6 protein-coding genes and 2 pseudogenes are annotated in these 21,332 nt (G+C 57.9%); 6 read left to right on the top strand and 2 right to left on the bottom strand.

Annotated features, from left to right (window positions below; all coding sequences use genetic code 11):
* Window positions 1–252 precede the first annotated feature (252 nt).
* Window positions 253–414 carry a hypothetical protein gene (locus ACTBDZ_RS02360; protein WP_438814087.1) on the bottom strand — a complete coding sequence of 54 codons (162 nt, stop codon included), beginning with the start codon at window positions 412–414 and terminating at the stop codon, window positions 253–255.
* Between the two features lie 175 nt (window positions 415–589).
* Between ACTBDZ_RS02360 and ACTBDZ_RS02355 the strand changes: the two are divergent.
* Window positions 590–1,617 (top strand): annotated as a pseudogene (locus ACTBDZ_RS02355) (Gfo/Idh/MocA family protein).
* A 14-nt stretch (window positions 1,618–1,631) separates the two neighbouring features.
* On the opposite strand, the pseudogene ACTBDZ_RS02350 reads toward ACTBDZ_RS02355, so the two are convergent.
* Window positions 1,632–2,867: pseudogene (locus ACTBDZ_RS02350) on the bottom strand (amidohydrolase).
* A gap of 455 nt (window positions 2,868–3,322) precedes the next feature.
* Here ACTBDZ_RS02350 and ACTBDZ_RS02345 point away from each other — a divergent pair.
* The 5 genes from ACTBDZ_RS02345 to ACTBDZ_RS02325 are packed head-to-tail and all read left to right on the top strand — an operon-like array spanning window position 3,323 to window position 21,330.
* Complete coding sequence (locus tag ACTBDZ_RS02345; protein WP_438814086.1) at window positions 3,323–12,964, top strand: amino acid adenylation domain-containing protein; 9,642 nt, start codon at window positions 3,323–3,325, stop codon at window positions 12,962–12,964.
* On the top strand, window positions 12,961–18,375 hold the full coding sequence (locus ACTBDZ_RS02340; protein WP_438814085.1) for an amino acid adenylation domain-containing protein: 5,415 nt from the start codon (window positions 12,961–12,963) through the stop codon (window positions 18,373–18,375). The genes ACTBDZ_RS02345 and ACTBDZ_RS02340 overlap by 4 nt, the downstream gene beginning before the upstream one ends.
* Window positions 18,372–19,496: a saccharopine dehydrogenase NADP-binding domain-containing protein gene (locus ACTBDZ_RS02335; protein WP_438814084.1), complete on the top strand. Its 1,125-nt coding sequence runs from the start codon at window positions 18,372–18,374 to the stop codon at window positions 19,494–19,496. The genes ACTBDZ_RS02340 and ACTBDZ_RS02335 overlap by 4 nt, the downstream gene beginning before the upstream one ends.
* A complete protein-coding gene (locus ACTBDZ_RS02330) occupies window positions 19,493–20,572 on the top strand; it encodes a Gfo/Idh/MocA family oxidoreductase (RefSeq protein WP_438814083.1) in 1,080 nt (359 codons plus the stop codon). Before ACTBDZ_RS02335 ends, ACTBDZ_RS02330 begins: the two co-directional genes overlap by 4 nt.
* A complete protein-coding gene (locus tag ACTBDZ_RS02325) occupies window positions 20,569–21,330 on the top strand; it encodes a thioesterase II family protein (RefSeq protein ID WP_438814082.1) in 762 nt (253 codons plus the stop codon). The genes ACTBDZ_RS02330 and ACTBDZ_RS02325 overlap by 4 nt, the downstream gene beginning before the upstream one ends.
* Window positions 21,331–21,332: the final 2 nt, after the last annotated feature.

The following is a 21,332-nucleotide window of genomic DNA, read 5'->3' as shown; positions in this document are numbered from 1 at the left end:
ACAAAAATGGACGATGCCGCTGAGGGACTGGCGTATGGCTATGAGCCGCTTTATTATCGAGTTCGGTGATCGTCTGGACGGTCACTACTGAGAAAAGGCATTTACACAGAATCGTGTACAGGGTCTGTGATATTACATTACAGTTATATCGCCACATTCTCGCACTGCCGCCACAACAAGCCGCAGCCGTGATCCGCACTGTGCTTACTAACTAAATGAGCTTACCCGAGGAAAATCCCGGTGTAAGATGCGTCAGATCTCAAATCCCGGCGCGACTTCTTTTACCTGGCAGGCATCGGGCTTTGGCGCACCAGCGGGTATCGCCGTGCAATCGGGTTTAAATGGGTTCAGGGCATCACGGTTGAGATAAAGCAGTAACAACACGATGGCGATCAGCAGACATTTTTTGGTCATAAGCAGGCTATTTCATTGAATAATGCAGCACGCATTACCGTGCTCGGAACGGGCATGGGTTACACGGCGTCTGACCAAAATGCGAGCCAGATCACAGCTGATGAGGAACGTACAGTGTAAAGGCTTTTACGCACGCTGTCTTCCCGAAGTCCCCGCACATCATACCGGAGGTAATATGAGCGTCGAGAAACTGCGTTTTGCCGCAGTGCAGTTAGAGCACACCCATATCTATGATATGTGCAGCCATCTGATTGGTGCAGGCGCGGAGCTGGTTGCAGTGTACGATCCTGATCCGATTATGCGCGAACGTTTTGCTGCGCGTTTTCCTGATGTGGCGATGGCGAGCAGCGTTGACGCCATTCTGACAAACCCAGCGATCCAACTGGTCGCTAGCGCGGCGGTGCCTGATGAACGCGCCGATCTGGGTCTGCGCGTCATGGCGGCAGGCAAAGACTATTTTACCGACAAACCGCCGCTGACCACGTTGGCGCAGTTGAATGCGGTAAAAGCCACTGTGGCACAGACCGGGCGCAAATATGCCGTTTATTTTAATGAGCATGTGGTGGTGGACAGTGTGTTATACGCGGGAGAATTGGTGCGGCAAGGGGCGATAGGGCGGGTTCTCCAGACCATCGGCGTGGGCCGCATCGTGAGCGCGGTGCACGTCCTGACTGGTTTTACCAGCGCCAGCGTTACGGCGGCATTTTATGCGATATTGGTATTCATCAAATCGAGCAGTTCCTCTATTTTACTGGCAATACGGCAGCGAGCGTGATTGCCAGCCAGGTGGCCAATTATCAACACCCACACGCGCCTGAGTTCGAGGTTTTTGGCGATGCCATGCTGCGCGGTGAAAACGGTGCCACAGGCTATTTTCGCTGCGACTGGTTTACGCCTGACGGGCTCAGCTCCTGGGGCGATGGGCGTCTTACCATTTTGGGCACCGAAGGGTATATTGAACTGCGTAAATATGTCGATATCACCCGTGGCGAAAGTAACATTCTCTATCTGGTGAATAAGGATGGCGAGCAGCGCATCGCGACAGCGGGCAACGTTGAGCGGCGTTTTTTCCGCGAATTTGTACAGGATTGCCTAAACCGTACCGAAAACGCCATGACGCAGCAATGGGTGTTCACCGTGACGGAATTGGCGCTGCGTGCTCAACGCATGGCACAGCAGATTACCCCTGCCAGGGATAAATAATCTGCTAAACGGCATCACGCCGTTGGTGACGTTGCCTTGCTCGTTGCTGCCGTGTGTTGCTCTTGCGCCAACTGATGCAATGCTGCTTCTGCCAGTGCCGCAAAATAGCGCGATGCAGGATAGATAGCTGATTCATCAGGGTTGAAACCTGGATGGTGCAGGCCAAAGGGGCTGCCAGAACCGATACTGACAAACGTACCGGGGCAGCGTTGCAAATAAAGCGCAAAATCTTCTCCGCCCATCTGCCGTTCAGCGGTTTCAACCTGATAGCCCTGTTCTGCGGCAACTTGTCTACTGAAGTCAGCCCAAAACGGCGTATTGATTCACAGAGGGCGGCCCGGGGTGCCACTCCAGCTCGGCCTGCGCGCCCAGTGCGGCAGCGGTGCCGTGGATAACCTGGCGCATCATGTCTGGCACCTGTGTTCCCGCACCTGCGTGCTGTAGGTGCGCACCGTTCCTTCCAGTTCGACGGTTTGCGGTAACACATTCCAGGTATTGCCGCCTTCGATGCGTGTCACGCTGACCACCAGCGATTCCAGTGAACTGATCCGGCGGCTGGGGAGGGTTTGCAAGGCGATGACAATATGGCTGGCGGCGATAATGCTGTCGATCCCTTCTTCAGGCTTGGCCGCATGTGCACCTTTCCCCGTGACGCGGATGGAAAACCTGTCGACGTTGGCGTAAAAGGCCCCCGAGCGCGTGGCAAACGTGCCGCTTGGTAACTCCGGTGCGTTGTGTAAGCCAAACACGGCGGAGACCGGCTGTAGCGCGCCGGCGTGAATCAGTTGTCGGGCACCGACGGAAACCTCTTCCGCTGGTTGAAACAGCAGGCGCACGCGGCCCGGTAGTTGTGCTTCACGGGCTTTCAGCAGTCCCGCCGCACCCAGCATTACCGCAGTATGAAAATCATGTCCGCACGCGTGCATCATGCCAGAATGATGTGGGCGGAAAGGAACATCAGTGTCTTCGACAATCGGTAACGCATCAATATCTGCGCGCAGCGCAACCACCGGCCCCGAGGATGCACCGATATCGGCGACCACGCCGGTTTTCAACGTAATGGAGAGGGGGGAGATCGACAGTTGGTTCAGCCAGCGGGTAATACGTTGGGTGGTCTGGTACTCCTGCTCAGACAGTTCAGGAAATTGATGGAGCTCACGACGCCACTCAATAACACGACGAGCTAACACATCATTACTAAGCGTATTGTTGTTACAGGGCGCTTCTGGCGCAGGTTTACGGGTTGTCATCTCACTTCTCCCCATGGATTGCCTGCTATCAACCGTAGCGGATCCCTCGACGCGAAATAAATATCGTCTGGTTATATTTTATGACTGTAAAGCAGAACGCCCGCTACCGCTCGCGCTTCTGCGCACGGTGAATAAAAGAAGAATAATGTGCCAGCTTATATTTCCCTGCGTGCTTATAGGCCGGGTATGAATATTTATTTAGTGATGGAAAAATCCAACAAAAAGTGAAGAATAGCATATCACAGAGGTTGAAAGTGGCAAATTTTAACAATGTATTCCTGTTTTATGAATGCAGAAATCTCAACGTTGCCGTTATTTTGGCTCAACGCATAGATGAATGTCTTTTGGCATAGCTTATAAAACATGATCTTGGCCGTAATAAATAAACATCATAGGTCTCTGTCAGTGAGTCAAGCCGGAGTTGAACTTCGGCAAGCAAAAGGAGAGTGAACCAGATGGCCAAAAAGGATGCGCTGTTGATCCCTTTATTGAGCAGGATACTCGATGTTCCCGAAGCAGCATTACACGACGACAGGAATCTGATGCACCATGGCATGGACTCGATGCGCACCATGCGTGCCGCGACCTGGTTACGGCGCGAGGGGATCGCCGTCACTTTCTCGGATTTTATCGATAAACGGACCGTCAAAGAGTGGCGTCAGGTAATATCTGCTGCCGAAGCGTATCGCGCGGTGACCGATGCTGATGCACAGCCGTGCGATACCCCGGGGTTCGAACTTGCCACTATGCAGCACGTTTTTTGGATTGGGCGTAACGAGCGGCAACAACTTGGGGGCGTAAGCGCCCATTTTTATGCTGAAATGGATGGCAAAGCGCTCGATCCAGAACGGCTGGCGAGCGCGCTGCACCGCCTGATTCAACGGCATGACATGCTGCGGTTGCGTATTGATGAGGATGCGCGTCTGCACATTGCCCCAGATAGTCCTTGTCAGCTACAGATTAATGATTTGCGCGAGTTGTCTGCGGAGCAATGCCACGGGCGTTTGGCCGCATTGCGTCAGCGCTATACCTATCAGCAGTTGGATATCGCCAATGGTGAAACGCTGATGTTGGCGTTATCGCTGCTGCCAACAGGAGACAGTCGGCTGCATATCGATTTAGATATGATCGCTGGCGATGCCGCGAGCTTGCGTATCTTGCTGCGTGAGTTGGCGCTAGGCTATCGCCAACCGGATTATGCGTTGCCGCCGTTGAGGTCAAGCTATCGTGACTACCAACAGCGCTGGCAAGAGAAGCATCAACACCGTCGTGAGCAGGACAGAACTTGGTGGCAAACGCAGTTATCCCGCTTGGTAACATCACTTACCTTGCCCCTTCAGTCATCAGAGAAAACTGCACCGGTAACCGAACGCTATCTGTGGCTGAACCCTACGCAGCAGCAGCAATTGACGACAATGAGTCACCAATCCGGGCTGAGCGTCCCGGTAGTACTGGCAACGATCTTTGGTGAGTGTATTGGCCTATGGAGCGGCGGGGCTCCATTTCTGTTGAACCTGCCGGTTTTTTCCCGTGATGAAGAGATAGAAGATGCCGATCGGCTGGTGGGGGATTTTTCCAGCTCGGTGCTGATTAGCGTTGAGCCGGGGAGTGCCGCGAGCATTATCGAGCAGGCGCGTCAACTGCAAACCCAACTTCATCGGGCGCTGGCACATACGGCGTGGAGTGGCGTTGATGTGTTACGCGATCTGTCGCGGCAACAGCAGAGCAATGCCAGCCTGGCTCCGGTGGTGTTTACCAGCGCATTGGCACTGGGCGATCTCTTTGAACCACAAGTGCGCGCGGTGTTAGGGGAGCCGGTGTGGTCTGTTTCTCAGGGGCCGCAGGTGTTGATTGACGCACAGGCTACGGAATACCTGAACGGCATCATGTTGAATTGGGATGTGCGTACTGACAGGTTTGCACCCGGTGTGATTGATGCCATGTTCGACGAGTTTCAGCAACAGGTACACGCGTTGCTCGACGATATAACGTGCTGGCAGCGCCCGCTGCCAGTGCCACAGCCGGTAGCACCCTGGCCACCAGAGACTGCCGAACCTGCCAGTGCGCCGACGCTACTGCACCGATTCTTCATGCAAGCCGAGCGAGAACCCGATGCCATCGCCTTGCAGTGGGGTGAGCACGGTGTGCTGCATTATGGCGAATTGGCACAAAACGCCTTGTGCATCGCACGTTTTCTTCAAGAGCAGGGCATCAAAACGGGTGACAGCGTTGCGATCAGTATGGGGAAAGGGCCGGAGCAAGTTATGGCGGTATTAGGAACCCTGGCGGCGGGTGCAACCTACGTTCCCTGCGGTATTGATATTCCGCTGGCACGCCGCGAAGCCGTATACCGCCTGGCCAATGTAGCGCTGGTGCTTTGCGACTCTCGCAGTGCCTATCAGCCTGAATGGCCGCAGGGGATTCCGGTGTTTCCGCTGGTGCAGGGGTTGCAGGCGTTGCCGCTTGCGGCAACGGCCGAGGTGGATGAGCAGCAGGCGATGTATGTCATCTTTACCTCCGGCACCACGGGCGAACCGAAAGGCGTCGCGGTTTCGCACCGAGCGGTTGCCAATACGGTGGACGGCGTTGATGCGCATTTCACTGTCACACCCAGCGATTGTACCATCACGCTATCGGCGCTTGATTTCGATCTCTCTGCTTACGATATCTTCTCATGTCTGAGCCGCGGTGCTCGGCTGGCGGTGGTTGACGAACACCAACGCCGGGATGCCCATGAATGGCTGGCGCTGATACAGCGCTATGATGTCAGCATTATCAGTTGTGTGCCTGCGCTGTTGGAGATGATCCTCACGGCTGCCGGAGACACACCATTATCTTCTGCCCGGCTGGTTATGCTGGGGGGCGATCGTATTCCGGTAGCATTGGCAGAGCGCTGGTGGCGGCGCACCGCGGGAGCACCTTTCGTCGGGTTAGGGGGCATGACGGAAGCCGCAATCCACTCCACGCTTTTCGTGCTGCATGCTGACGATCCGCGCTGGACGACGGTGCCTTTCGGTACACCTTTGCCCAACATGTATTGCCGTATTGTTGATGCTTTGGGGCGAGATTGCCCGCCCTGGGTGGCCGGTGAACTGTGGGTCAGCGGCTCAGGATTGGCAATGGGGTATCGCAACGATGCGGAGCGCACCGCAGAAAAATTTGTGGAATGTGTCGGGCGACGTTGGTATCGCAGCGGCGACCGCGCACGCTATTGGCCCGATGGCACCATTGACTGTCTCGGACGTAATGACCAGCAGATAAAGATTCGTGGGCACCGTATCGAACCGGGGGAAGTGGAAGTGGCCCTGATGCGCCATCCCGCCATTCACAACGCTTGCGTGACGGTGGTAGCACAGGCGGCCCATCAACTTTGTGCCACGCTGGTGACAGATGAAAATAACAGCGCCAGCGTCTGGCAAGGCTGGTTACAGCAGTTGCTGCCACGCTATGCCATTCCTGAACACTACGTGGTTGTACCCGCGCTGCCGGTAACGGAAAATGGCAAGACAGACCGGGCGAGTGTAGAACGCCTCGCCGCGTCGCAGATTACTCTGGCACGCACCGCGCGCAGCGCCCCTGAAAACGATATCGAACGGCAGGTTGCCGCGCTGTGGGCCACGCTGTTGAACGTTGACAGCGTCAGCCGTGAGGATAATTTTTTCGTTCTGGGTGGCGACAGCCTTATTGCCACACGCTTGATTGAGGCGTTACGCGAACGGCAACTGAGCGCACCGTTACATGCCTTATTCACGTCCCCTGAACTGCGCGACTTTTGCCATTATGTTCAAGCAGAAGTTGCCGTTTCACTGCCAGTGCTGGTCGCCAATGACGCCGCACGCTATCAACCCTTCCCACTCAGTGACATTCAGCGTGCCTTCTGGATTGGCCGCAGCGAACAGATGACGCTGGGCGGCGTAGGCTCGCATTTTTATATCGAATTTGATGGTAAAGGGCTGGATGTCGTTCGCCTTGAAACCGCCTGGCAACAGTTGATCTCGCGTCACGCCATGCTGCGTGCGGTGGTGACCGACACCGGGGAGCAGCAGGTGCTACCCGATACGCGGCCTTATCGCATTGAACGTCATACCGCCAGTGACGACGTCGAAGGCGCGTTGCAGACCTGGCGTGATACACTGTCGCACCGGGTTTACGATGTGAGTGAGTGGCCGCTGTTTTCGATTCATGTGGTGGATTATCAGCAAGGGGGTGATGCGCGCCAGCGACTGATAGTCAGCCTCGACAGCATGATGTTCGATGGCCGTAGCATTATGATCCTGTTCACCGAATGGGATGCATTGTACCGCAATCCGACGGCGACACTGCCCGCATTGCGTATCCACTATCGGGATTATCAATGTGGGCAGGCGGAGTATGGTGCGGCGCTGATGCCGCAGGCGAAAGCCTACTGGCTGGCGCGAGTGGCAACGTTGCCCGCCGCGCCCGCTTTGCCGTTGGCGGTGAGGCACGAAACGATTGCCAAGCCCCGCTTCCAGCGCAGGCGCTACGTGTTGCCCGCAGAGTCATGGCAGCGTTTTATGTCGCAGGCGCAGCAGCATGGCATCACTGCCAGCGTGGCGCTGGCGGCGGCCTATGGTGAAGTGCTGGCGTACTGGAGCAATCAGTCTGCGCTGGCGCTGAATTTTACGCTGTTCGATCGCCAGCCACTGCATCCCGATATCAACCGTGTAGTGGGGGATTTCGCCTCCATCCTGTTGCTCGGTTATGAAACTGCGCAGGGTAAAGATTTTTGTCAGGCGACCATGCAGTTGCAGCAGCAGGTGGGGGAAGGGCTAAGCCATCGGCAGTTTTCAGGGGTGCAGGTGCTACGCGAACTGGCCCGTTATCACGGCCAAAGCATGGCTACGATGCCCGTGGTATTTACCAGCGTACTCGGGTTGGAAAAGGATGCGTCGATGGCGCTGTCGGATGCGTTTCCCCGTGTGCACTACACGCTGACGCAAACGCCGCAGGTGTGGCTCGATGCCAAAGTCAGCGAATCGCATGGGTGTCTGCTGCTGGAGTGGGACGTGGTGGAAGCCCTGTTTCCGCCCGGCATTATCGACAGTCTGTTTGCCGCATACTGTCATCTGGTTGAAAGCCTGGTACAGGCGGACTGGTGCCAGCCGATATCGCTGTCGCTTCCCGTCGAACAGCAGCGCCTAAGGGCGCAGATCAACCAAACGGCGATGGATTTCGGTGATAACACAGCGCCTTACCTGCGCGTTTTTGCTCAGGCGCAACGTGCCCCACAAGTGACGGCGCTGGTGTGGGGCGATCATGGCGTGATGCATTACGGTGAGATGACGCGTCAGGCGCTGAGCGTGGCGGCGTATCTGGTGCAACAGGGCATACAGCCAGGCGACAAGGTGGCCATTACCCACCGCAAGGGGGCGGCGCAGATTGTCGGGGTGTTAGGGGTGCTGGCGGCGGGAGGCTGCTATGTCCCTTGCAGTATCGCATTACCGCTGGCGCGTCGTGAGCAGATTTACCAGGCGGCTCAGGTACGCTGGGTTCTGACTGACGATATGAGCCTGACGCACCTTGATTGGCCTGCCGCGTTTCCTGTCGTAGCGCTCAGCACTGCGCTGACCTGCGCTCCGTTGCAAGAACCTCTCATCCAGCCGGGTTATGCACCGGTCTACGTTATTTTTACCTCCGGTAGCACTGGCGTACCGAAAGGGGTGGTGGTGAGCCATGGTGCGGTTGCCAATACCATTGATGCCATCGCCCGGCGTTTTGATCTCAGCGTCAGCGATCGTTCCATTATGCTTTCTGCACTGGATTTTGATCTATCGGCCTTTGATATTTTCACCTTCCTCAGCATCGGTGCTTCGCTGGCCGTGGTCGAAGAGCCTCAGTGGCGCGATGCGGCCGCCTGGGCGGTGTTGATGGCTCGTTGGCAGGTTAGCGTGGTCAGTGCGGTGCCCGCACAAGTGGAGATGTTGACCATTGCGGCCCAAGACTGTGGGTTGCCGCAGTCGCTGCGGCTAGTGATGGTGGGCGGCGATCGTATCTTGTACTCCTTGCCACATCAGTTATGGGCGCTGGCACCTCAAGCGCGCTTTGCGGCCTTGGGCGGCATGACGGAGGCGGCAATCCATGCTACCTGCTACATCGTCACTCCGGATGAGCACTGGTGGCCTGCGGCACCGTATGGCGAGCCGCTGGCGAACATGCGCTGTCGGGTGGTAGATGGACAGGAACGCGATTGCCCGAATGGGGTAAAAGGTGAGCTGTGGATCAGTGGCGCTGGGCTTGCGGATGGTTACATCGGTGATGCGCAACGCAGTGCGGAGAAGTTTGTCGTACGACAGGGGGCGACCTGGTATTGCACCGGCGACCGTGCCTACTACCGCGACGACGGCGTGCTGATTTTCTGCGGGCGCACCGATGGGCAAGTCAAGGTCCGGGGATATCGCATCGAACTGGCGGAGATTGAAGGCGCGTTAACGCGACTGCCGGAGGTAGATGAAGCGGTTGCCGTGGTACTCGATGCCCCTTCGCAACAGGTAGCCGCCGCGCTGGTGTGTCCTGAGGCCACCGAGATGGCGGGCATCAAACAGGCGCTACAGGCGTGGTTACCTGAGTATGAAGTGCCTGAACACCTGATACGCATCGCCCGTGTGCCCTTGACGGCCAATGGCAAAATTGACCGAGCCGCCATTCGTGACGAGGTGCAGTCCTATCTGAATGGGCTGCGTGATGAACGGGCGGGGGGACTTCCCGTCGGCCGGGCAGAGCAGGTGCTGGCAACACTGTGGGGCGCATTGCTCGATCTGGACACGGTTACGCGTGAGGCGAACTTTTTTGCGCTCGGGGGCGACAGTCTGATTGCTACCCGGCTAATCAGCCGCCTGCCCCAGGACGGGTTTCACGGCTCGCTGGCGTCACTGTTTCGTCAGCCGGTGCTGCACGCGTTTGCGGCAATGCTGCGGGACGTTACGCCCGAACAACAGATCCGTTTACACCATGATGCTGCGCAGCGTTATCACCCGTTTCCGCTGAATGACGTACAGGAGGCCTATTGGCTGGGACGACGAGACGGGTTAGTACTGGGCGGCATCGCCGCCCAGTACTACCACGAATACGAACTGCAACACGCCGATCTGATGCGTCTTGAGCACGCCTGGAACCAGTTGGTCACACGGCACGACATGCTGCGCTGCGTTATCGGCGAGGATGGTCAACAGTCCATCATGGAAGAAGTTCCGTATTTTTACTTCCGTTACCACGATTTACGGCATTTGACGGATGCGTCAGCACAGTTGGCGCTGCTCAGAAACCGCATGGCGCATCAGATTTTGTCTGCCGGTAGCGGCAGGCTCTACGACATTACGTTGATCGACTACGGTGCAGGGAAATCACGACTTGCGGTGTTGTTCGATAATTTGATTGTCGATGGTTTAAGCATGTTGACGCTGTTTAGTGAATGGTTCGAATGCTACCAAAATCCGGAGACCGAACTCCCCTCTCTGGCGATACAATTCCGCGATTATCAGTGCTGGCGCGCGCAGCAGGGACAGGCGGAAGACGATATCGTCTATTGGCAGCAGCGCTTTGATGCGTTGCCGCCTGCGCCCGCATTGCCGACACGTATGGTGCCTGCTGCCATCATTACGCCACGTTTTCGTCGACTGGAGGCGCAACTCGAGCCCGCACTGTGGCGACAGCTCAGCGATCGAGCGCGTCAGGCGCAAATTACTCCCTCGGTGCTGCTCTTGACCTGCTTTGCGGAAACGCTGAGTCGGTGGAGTGGGCAAAAAGCGTTGGTGATAACCTTGACGCAGTTCGATCGCCAACCGCTTCATCCTGACATCAACCGCGTGGTAGGGGATTTTACCTCGCTGACGCTGGCAGAGTATCACGCCGACAACGCCGAGAGCTGGCTAAGGCACGCCCAGCGGTTGCAGGAACAAGTGTGGCGCGATCTTGGCCACTCCTCAGTGTCCGCTATTTCGGTACAGCGCGCGCTGGCACAGCGAACAGGCAATGAGATACAGGCCGCACCGGTGGTGTTCACCAGTATGCTGGGTGTGGCCGATGCGCTGGCTAAAGCGGTGCCCTGGCCGAACTACACCAGTTCGCAAACGCCGCAGGTGTGGCTTGATCATCAGGCCATTGATTTAGCCGATGGCGTATTGCTCAGTTGGGATTATCTGGAAGAGCTGTTTTTGCCCGACATGGTCGAGCAGATGTTTGCCTGGTACTGTCACACGCTGCGCGCGTTGGCAGGCAACGACTGGCTTGCTCCGCCGATTAGGGATTTGCCCGTTGCGCAGTGCCAGATAAGACTCCAGACCAACACGACCGGTGGTCCGATGCCAAGCCACCGGGCGCTGCATGATGCCTTTTTCAGCCAGGCGCAGCAGTGGCCTGAGCGTCCGGCGCTGTGGGATAGCGTGAACGGCTACCTGAGCTATGGCGCGCTGCGTGAACAGGCGCTCACGGTTGCGGCCGGACTGCTACGCCGCGGCATCCACTCGGGTGATTGTGTCGCACTGTGCTTGACGTCAGGTAGCGAGCGCGTGGTGGCGCTGCTCGGTATTCTCGCCGCCGGGGCGGCCTATTTGCCTCTCAATCAGGCTCATCCCGCCGCGCGTCACGAACTGCTCTGTCGTAAGGGGCGTGCGAAAGCCGTCATCTCCGACAACGAACTTTCGTTCGCCATACCGACCTACTTGCTGGCTTCATTGCGTGACAACGCGCTGTTAAAGGCACCGATCATTCCGCCGGACGATACGCTCGCCTACGTGCTGTTTACCTCCGGAACCACCGGGGAACCCAAAGGCGTGATGATTGAACACCGTAATGTACTCAATACGCTGGAAGCGGTGTGTCAGCAACTTGATATCTCGGCACAGGATGTATTTCTGGCCGTTTCCGCGCTGGATTTCGACCTGTCGGTGTTTGATCTGTTCGCTGCGCTGAGCGTAGGGGGATTATTGGTGTTGGCGGAGGACTCGCCCCACCATGATGCGGACCGATGGTTAACGTTGATGTCTACCCACGGTGTCAGCGTATGGAATAGTGTGCCGTCGCTGTTCGATATGCTGCACACCTTGGCTTGTGCGCGGCAGGTGACGCTGCCCGATCTGCGTATTGCCTTGTTGTCGGGAGATTGGGTGGAGCCTGACAGCGGCGAGCGGCTGCGCACGCTCGCGCCGTCAGCACAGGCGTTTGCGTTGGGCGGGGCCACTGAGGCCGCTATCTGGTCCACGGTATGGCCAATGTCGTCACCGTTACCGGAAGGGTGCCACACGGTTCCCTACGGTTTCCCACTGAGGAATCAGCGCTTCCGCGTAGTGGACGCATTGGGAAATGACACGCCTGACTGGGTACCCGGCGAACTGTGGATTGGTGGGTTGGGGGTAGCGCGCGGCTATTGTGCGGATGCGCGCTTGACGGCGTTGCACTTCAACGGTGATTACCCGTGGCGCTGGTATCGCACTGGCGATCGTGGACGCTACCGCCCAGACGGTGTGCTGGAGTTTTTAGGACGCACCGATAATCAGATTAAGTTACAGGGTCACAGAATTGAGTTGGGTGAAATTGAATTTATCTTACTGCGTCACCCACAGGTACGTCACGCGGTTGCCGTAGTGCAGGGCGACGGTGCTACGGCAGGACTGCACGCTTATGTCCAGATGGATGCCGCTGAAGAAGAGATCAACGCGCTTCTGAGCGCGCTGCACCACGAACTGCGTATCACCTTGCCGGGCTATGCGATTCCTGGGGAAATATCGGCTGTTACCACCTGGCCACTGACGCCTAGCGGGAAAATCGACAGGCGTCAGTTAGCCATGTCGTCACCGCGCTCAGCGTCCCCTCAGCCCCAGAAAATCAGTGAGTTGCAGCATGTGGTTGCCGCGTTGTGGCAACAGCTCGTGGAAGGACCACTGCCATCGGGTACGGATTCCTTCTTCCGCGCGGGCGGTAACTCGTTGCTGGGGACAAAACTGGTCGCTCAGGTGTGCGAACGATTTTCTATCAATCTGACCATAAAGGAGTTTTTCTCTGACGCAACCTTATCTGGCCTGTGTGCCTGCGTTGAAAGGCATTTAGCCGACCGAGCTCGAATGGAGGAGGGATCGCTATGAATATCGCCGATTTTGTTGCCACGCTGGAGTTAGAAGGCATCGAGTTGTGGAGCGAAGGGAATAATCTGCACTTTCGTGCGCCTGCCGGAACCTTGAGTGAAACGGTGAAAGAAGCGCTGCGCGAACACAAGCCTGAGCTGTTGGTCTATCTGGCAAGCAGGAATGAGAACGAGGCGATTCACTGCGATCGTCAAGGCCGCTTTACGCCATTCCCCCTGACGGAAACTCAGCAGGCGTGGCTGATCGGGCGTCACAGCGCTTTCACTTACGGCGGTCTGGCGTGTCGCGGTTTTCTTGCAGTGAGTTTTCCGGCGGCGCTGGAGCTCACGCGGCTGGAGCAGGCATTGCAGCAGTTGATTGCGCGCCATGACATGTTACGGGTGGTAGTGAAAGAAGAAGGTTTTCAGCGCGTCCTGTCAACGGTGCCTGATTTTGTGTTGCCCACCAGCGATCTACGCCATCTTGGCACTGAACCGGCGCAGCGCACCGTGGAGCGGCTACGCGATACCTTGTTGTCAACCCCAGCCGACTACGCCACCTGGCCACTGTTCGCGGCGCATGCGGTCCGGTTGGCCCGTGAGACGCAGTTGCTGTTGGCTGTTGAACTGATCGCGTTGGATGCGACCAGCCTCTATCTGTTGGTCGATGAGCTTGCGCTGCTGTTGTTCAACCCGGAACAGCTTCCCCCTGCGCCGGACATTACTTTTCGTGACTGCGTTATTGCGCGGCGTGCCGCACGTGAAGGAAAATGCTATCGAGACGATCGACACTATTGGCTGGCGCGCCTTGATGCGCCGCCTGACGCACCGCAACTGCCGCTGGCCGAAGCCGCGGCTGATGCGCCGTTTCTGCGCCGTCATCGACGGCTGTCGGCGAGTCAGGTCAGGCAACTTGGCGCACTGGCTGGAGAATATCAGGTGACGTTGAGCGTACTGTTGCTCGGGGCGTTTGCGCAGGTGCTGGCACTGTACAGTCAGCAGCGTCATTTCACGCTGAATTTGCCCGTGTTTCGGCGCGACCAACAGCATCCCGATATCCAGCGCGTGGTGGGTGATTTTACCGACACCGTGCTGCTTGAGGTTGATTTACAAGGTGCGGTTCCGTTTAGTGAGCAACTGCGTGTGCTCAGTCAGCGCCTGTGTGATGCGATGGATCACGCCAGCTACTCTGGGTTGGAGCTGCTCAGAGCGCTTTCTCGTCGTCACGGGGAAGCCCAGTTAATGCCCGTGGTGTTTACCAGCACGTTGGGGCAACGCGCAAACCGTGATGGGAAAAAGGCCTGCTACCACATTGTTCAAGGCATGACGCAGACGCCGCAGGTATTGATCGATTGCCAGGTGGTGGAACAGCCAGCAGGGCTCCTGCTGGCGTGGGATTCGCGCGAGGCGCTGTTTCCTCCGGCTCTGATTGAGCAAGCGTTCGAACTGTATTGCAGTTTTATCAATCGGTTAATTGAAGAAGGTGAGGGCTGCATGCAACAGGTTCGCCCGGTGTCGCTGCCCGCCTCATTGTGCCATGCGCGTCAGTATACCAACGCGTCCTGTAAGACTTACCCGGCCCAGTTACTGCATCAGAGGATTATGGCGCAGGCCGAACGGCGTCCCGAGGCCATCGCAGTTATTGATGAACACGGCGCATTGAGCTACCAACAATTGCTGGCACAGGCCACTGGGCTGGCTGCACGGTTGCAGCAGGCGGGGCATCAGCCTTCGCAACGGGTTGCCATTTTCTGTGACAAGGGGCGGGGACAGGCGCTGGCCGTGCTTGCAACGCTGCTGTGCGGGGGATGCTATGTGCCGTTTTACTTGAAGCAACCGAAGGCGCGTCGTGACCTGATGTTGCAAGATGCAGAGATTGCCTGGGCCATTGCCGACGAGCCCACCTCGCTTCCCACAGGTATCCACGTGCTTGACTGGCAGTGTGAACCGCCAGTGCTCGACTTCACGCCGGTGTCAGTGGCACCGGAGCATCCCGCGTACCTGATTTATACCTCTGGTTCTACCGGCACACCGAAAGGGGTCGTTGTGTCTCATCGGGCTGTCTGGAATACGCTGGCCGACATCAACCACCGCTTTGCCGTGGGGCCGCAGGATGCGATGCTGGCGCTGGCTAATCTCTCCTTCGATCTCGCTGTTTACGACCTGTTCGGGGTGCTTGCCGCCGGAGGGCATCTGGTCTATCCCCACGCTGCGCAGCAGGGCGATCCGGCGCACTGGGTGCAACAAATCCAGCGTCATGACATCACCTTGTGGAACAGCGTGCCGTCACAGTTGCAGATGCTGTGCGATGTCCGGCAACCGTTGGCACCGCTGCGCGTGGCGCTGGTCTCCGGGGATTGGGTGCCGCGTAGCCTGGCTGAATCGCTAGCGGCGTTACAGGCATCTGCCGAGCTGTTCGCTCTGGGTGGGGCCACTGAGGCGGGTATTTGGTCCGTGTGCTGCCCGATCAACACGCTTGAGGCACACTGGGTTCATGCCCCTTATGGCGCGCCCCTCGCCAACCAGCGCCTGTACGTTCTGGACGATGCCATGAATGACCGCCCCGATTGGGTGGCGGGAGAAATTGCCATCGCCGGAGCCAGTCTGGCTGACGGATACTGGCAGGATGCCGAAAAAACGGCGCAACGTTTTGTTACCGCGCGTAATGGTGAACGCCGCTACCTTACCGGCGACCGCGGGCGTTATTGGCCCGATGGTCGCATTGAATTTCTTGGTCGTTATGATCAGCAGGTGAAAATCCACGGTCATCGGGTGGAACTAGGCGAGATCACCGCAACGCTGCGCCAACACCCGGCGGTTGCGGATGGTGTAGCGCTGTTGACGACAGAGGGGACGTTGTACGGCGTGGTCGAAACGGCTGCCGGACATCAGTCCGTCGTCACCTCAGTGACAGATGCCGCCCGTGACTGCGCGCAACGGCTCGAACGGGATATGGATGCTCCAGCGTTCACGGCACTGATGGCGGCGGCGGACCAGGTAGCAATGCTGGCGATGGCAGCCCGCTTACGTGCCGATGGGTTATTCGGTACGGAAGAGGATCGCCACTCGTTGAACGAGATATATCAGGCAACGCAGGTGGTGCAGACACATCAACGCTTGCTGCGTCGTTGGTTGGATGCCTTGGTTGGCGCTAGGGCGTTAACGCGTGATGCGCAAGGTCATTACCGTGACCTGATTGCGAGCGATAAAGCGGCGCTTGATGACGCCTGGCAACAGGTTGACCGCCTCGAACAGCGTACTCGCTATGGCAGTCTAACGTTGGATTACATCAGGGCGTGCAGTGAAGATTTGGCAGGGCTGTTGCGCGGTGAGCGGGATGTGCGCGGTCTGCTGTTTCCACAGGGCGAACTGTCGACGGCGCAGGCCGCCTACCGTGATAACGTGGCGAGCAGCAGCATGAATGCCATTGTTATTGCAGCCATAACCGAATTTGCGAAGCAGTGCGATCGCTCACTGCGCCTGCTGGAAGTGGGGGCGGGGGTGGCGGGGACGGCCAGTGAGTTGGTTCCTGCTCTGGCGGCCTATGGTACTGAATACTGGTTTACCGATTTGTCGACGTTTTTCCTGACGGAAGCGCGTAAACGATTTGCTGACTACGATGGTATGCACTACGGCCTGTTTGATATGAACCTGCCCGCCGCGTCGCAGGGGATGCAAGCCAATAGCATGGACATCATCCTGTGCGCCAACGTGCTGCACAATGCGCGACATGCGGGCGACGTGCTGGCCGGTTTGGCGCAACTGCTGACACCGGGTGGCATTTTGGTGTTCATTGAACCGGTACGACGTCATAACTACCCTCTGTTAGTGTCGATGGAGTTTTTCCCCGAACTGACCGGGTTCACCGATCTGCGCGCGGAGACCGATCAGACCTTCTTTACTCGTGAACAGTGGCTCGATTTATTGCAGCAGGCGGGCGCAACGCTGCTTGACTGCTCACCCGCTGCGCACAGTGCCTTGGCAACGTCGGGACAGTGCGTCTTTATCGCTCAGTTTAAAACCGATCGCGCCGCTGTGTGCGATACACGCCTGCGGGCGTACCTGCAAACGCGTTTACCGGCGTACATGATCCCGACACAGTTGCATGTCTGGGATGCTTTGCCGCGCAATGCGAGTGGCAAAATAGATAGGCCGGCGCTAGCGAAAATTCTGATGAGCCACGCGTCAATCGAGGTGTCGCAGGCGCAAGGCGATGCGCTGTGTGACGCGCTGGAACATGATATTGCCGCCACCTGGAGCGAGGTACTCGACACGGAGATCGTCACACGGGACGCAGATTTTTATGCCTGTGGCGGCGATTCTCTATTGCTGTCACGCATGATTGGCCGACTGCGGGAGCGCGTCGCTGCGGCCAGCGCTCTGACCTGGGGCAGTTTGCTGCGTCACTTACTGCAAGAACCCACGTTGAAAGCCCTTTCTGCACGGCTGCGTCAGGTGGAAAAAACACAAACGGTGGCGTCACCTGAGCAAGTTCCGCTGGTGACCTTATGGGAAACGGCGGGCGTGTCGACACACCCCTGTGTGCTGTTACATGCGGAAAGTGGCGATATGCAGCCCTATCGTTACTTGTTGCCGGAATTGGATAAATCCGTCTATTCCCGCGGGATTGGGATTGAACTGCCTTCTCCGACGGCGTTTATGGCGTTACCACCATCGCAGGCGCTGGTGCGGCTGGCAGGACAGTATGTCGATGCGCTGTGTCAACGCGGAGAGCGCTTCACGCTAATCGGCTACTGTTTGGGGGGATTGCTGGCAGCAGAAATGGCTCGTCAGCTCAGTGAGCGCGGCGTCGGTGTGCAACAATTGGTGGTGATCAGTGCCTGGCAGCCGCCGCGCGTGGACGATGCGCGTCTGGTTGAATATGTGTTTGCTCGTTCATGCGGAGGATGCATGGAAGCGTTGCGTTTGCCATCGGAATCGGCGCTGGCAGAGGTTGTTCATCACGTGCTGCGCGAAACGCCGTCCCACATCCCCGCTGGTGTATTCGACCGCTTGCCAGAGGCCTATCAACCAGTCGGCGACGCGCTGAGCCAATGGGCGATGAAACCGCTGAGTGAGCGACTGCGCGCCTTGCAAACCAGCGGTGATGAGCAGGGTGCCTACCTTGCTCCCGAAGGTGAAGTGCAGGCCTTTGCTGAGCGCCACGCGCTGTTCCATCATTGCATGGCAGCCGTGGGTGAACATCAGCCTGCACCCTGGACGGGAAAAACTGTGCTGATACGTAACAGTGCGAGTGATCCACTGTTGCCGGGTACACCGCAGGATGTCACCGACTATTGGCAACGCCTAAGTCTTGGCGATCTGACCGTGGTGGACACACCGGGCGATCATTTTAGTTGCATCACGCAGCAACACGCCGCGTCTCTGGCTGACTGTATCGCACGGCACACACGCCCGGAGGAGGCGCTGTGAAGCGGTTTTGCATCGCGATTCTGGGGGCGACAGGCAGTATCGGACGAGAAGTTACCCATTGGCTAGGCGCGGCAGGATACACATTACGCCTTGGAGCCAGGCAGCCCGAGGCTCTGCAAGCGCTGGCACAGCGGGTCAACGCGCAGGCACAGATGGTCGATCTCTATCAGCAAGAGGAACTGGATGCCTTTAGTCAGGGGTGCGCACTGGTGGTGAACTGTGCGGGGCCGTCCTATCTGGTGCTCGATCGGGTTGCGCGCAGTGCTGCACGGGCTGGTGCACATTATATCGATGTATCCGGCGATGCACCGGTATGGCATTTGCTGCAACAAACACCGACCAGCGCACGGGGCTGGACCGCAGTGCTCTCGGCTGGCATGTTGCCGGGATTGGCCAATTTGATGCCTGACTGGCTGGGCGCGCTACCTGATGATGCCATTACTGTTTACAGCGGCGGGCGTGAAAGCGTACGCGGTGCGGCAGCGGGCGATCTGGTGCTGTCGGTCAACGATCAGTACGGTACGATGGCGGCCAGTAGCTACTGGTATGGCGAAGCGAGCGCCTTCTGGGTCAAGGGGGAGCCGCATTTACGCCGGCTACCGACAGAATTGCGCCATGATTTGGCGCATTTCCCCGGTGAAGTAACGCTGCTTCCGTTTCTCAGTAGCGATGCTGAGCGTCTGGCTTTACGTCATCAATTGCGCGAGTTGCGCTGGTATAACGTGTTTAGCGGCAGCTTCTTGCGTGAGACGCTGACCGGTTTACGCGGTTGGGTCAACAGTGCTGAACGCCTGGCGCAGGTAGTGGCACAGGTTGAACAGGCCAGCGAGCTAGATCTGCTGGGGCACTCGCCGTATTACCGACTGGTATTCGATCTTATCCCCCACCACACACCGCGCCGCCGCGCGGTGATCTCCACCGACAGCAGCGCGGCGTTGACCGCCGCCGTTACGGTGAGCACGGTGAATGCGTTATTGCGCGGTGATATTGTCCCCGGCGTGCATTTCGCGGATGACGTCCTGATGGCGACTCAAACTTTTAACGACGTTGTCCGTCTGCATCCGGGCACGCAGATTCGCCAATACCTGCCTGATGAACGCCTCAAAGAGGGAAAACTATGACAAGCAAAATGAAGGCAGTTGTGTGCGGCACCGCATTTGGCCGTTTTTATCTTCGCGCATTGGCGATACACCCTGACATAGAACTGGTCGGGATCCTGTCGCGCGGCTCTGAAACTTCCGCACGCTGTGCGTACGAGATGGGTATCGCGCATTATCACTCGGTGGATGCGCTGCCGGATACGGTGACGCTGGCCTGCGTGGTGGTGCGCGCAGGGGTGTCCGGCGGCAGTGGTGCGGAGATCGCGTGTGAGCTGCTACGCCGTGGGATCCACGTTTTGCAGGAACATCCACTGCATCCTGATGAGCTGGCGCACTGTTTTCGTACCGCGCATCAGTATGGTGTGCGCTATGACGTCAATGCATTTTATCCCCATATACGCGCAGTGATGCACTTCTTGCAGGCAGCGGCGTTGCTGCGCAAGCAACAACCGATCGCTTATCTGGAGGGAGTATGTGGCGCACAAGTGCTGTATCCCTGGCTGGATATGGCGGCGCGGGCGCTGGGGCGTTTGCAACCTTGTCGGCTGACGCTGACGCAGCCTGCTCACACCGGCCCCTACACTGCGATTCAGGGGGATATCGGCGGTGTCCCGGTAACGCTGCGCGTGCAAAACCAGATCCATCCGGGGGATGCCGATAACCATGCGTTTCTGCTGCATCGGATGACGCTAGCTACGGAGAGCGGCGTTCTGACGTTGGCGGATACGCACGGTCCAGCCCTGTGGCAGCCGCGTTTGCACACCCATCGCGATGCCACGCACCGTCTGGTGTTGGACGGACCGGGCACAGAACGTTTGGCGGCGATGAGCAGTAGCACCTTGCCGGGCAGTGAGCCTGACACCTTTCGCTCGGTGTTCGATACCCAATGGCCACAGGCGATCAATCGGGCGCTGGATGCTTTTATCGCCAGTATCAAAAATCCAGCGTTGGCTCAGAGCCAATCCGCTTGGGCATTGAGCGTCACGCGCAGTTGGCACCAGATTTCAACCCTGCTTGGTCCCCCCGCGCTGATTGAACCCGCTACGCCACCAGAGGTGGCGCTGTGTCAGCAACTGTGCCAACAGGAGGCCGAATGACCCGCCATTTCTTACGTTTTTTTTCTTCGCCCTCGGCGTCGCAACCGCTGCTGGTTTGTCTGCCCTATGCCGGGGGCGGAGCCAGCGCATTCCGCGCTTGGGCAACGTTGTTTGATACGCAGATCGCCGTGGCCGCCGTGCAATATCCAGGGCGAGAAGATCGTTTCACCGAAGAGACTATCGATGACATGTCACGCTTGTTGGCCACGCTGATGAGCGAGTTGCAACGCGATATTGCGACCCGGCCCTACGCATTGCTGGGGCACAGCATGGGTGGTGCGATTGCGCATGAGTTGGCGGTCCAGTTGGAAGCGCTGGGCATGCCGCCGCGACACCTGTTTATCTCTGGCCGGCAACCGCCCCGTTATCACCCGCGCGACAGCGCGGTTCATCGCAGCAGTAACAGCGATATTCTGGCCGAACTGCGTCGTTTGAATCCGCGCAACAATGCGCTGGTGGAATCGCCGGAATTGGCGGCGCTGCTGGTGCCTATTATCCGCAGTGACTATCGCTTGATCGAAAATTATCGGCCTTATAACACGCCTGTGATTGGCTGCCCGATTGATGTACTTGCCGGACGGGACGATCCCGATCTTCCCGCCGATCAAGCCTGCGCCTGGGCCGATTACACTTCAGCATCTTGTCAGGTGCATATTTTCCCCGGTGACCATTTCTTTATCAATCAGCAACGCGATGCGGTGGTCGATACCGTGCAGCAGGCGTTTCTCTCCTCGCTCACTCCCTGTACAAAAGGATAAAC

It is taken from the genome of Symbiopectobacterium sp. (assembly GCF_051710365.1).
GTDB lineage: Bacteria > Pseudomonadota > Gammaproteobacteria > Enterobacterales > Enterobacteriaceae > Symbiopectobacterium.
This window is presented reverse-complemented; position numbering and strand designations above follow the sequence as displayed.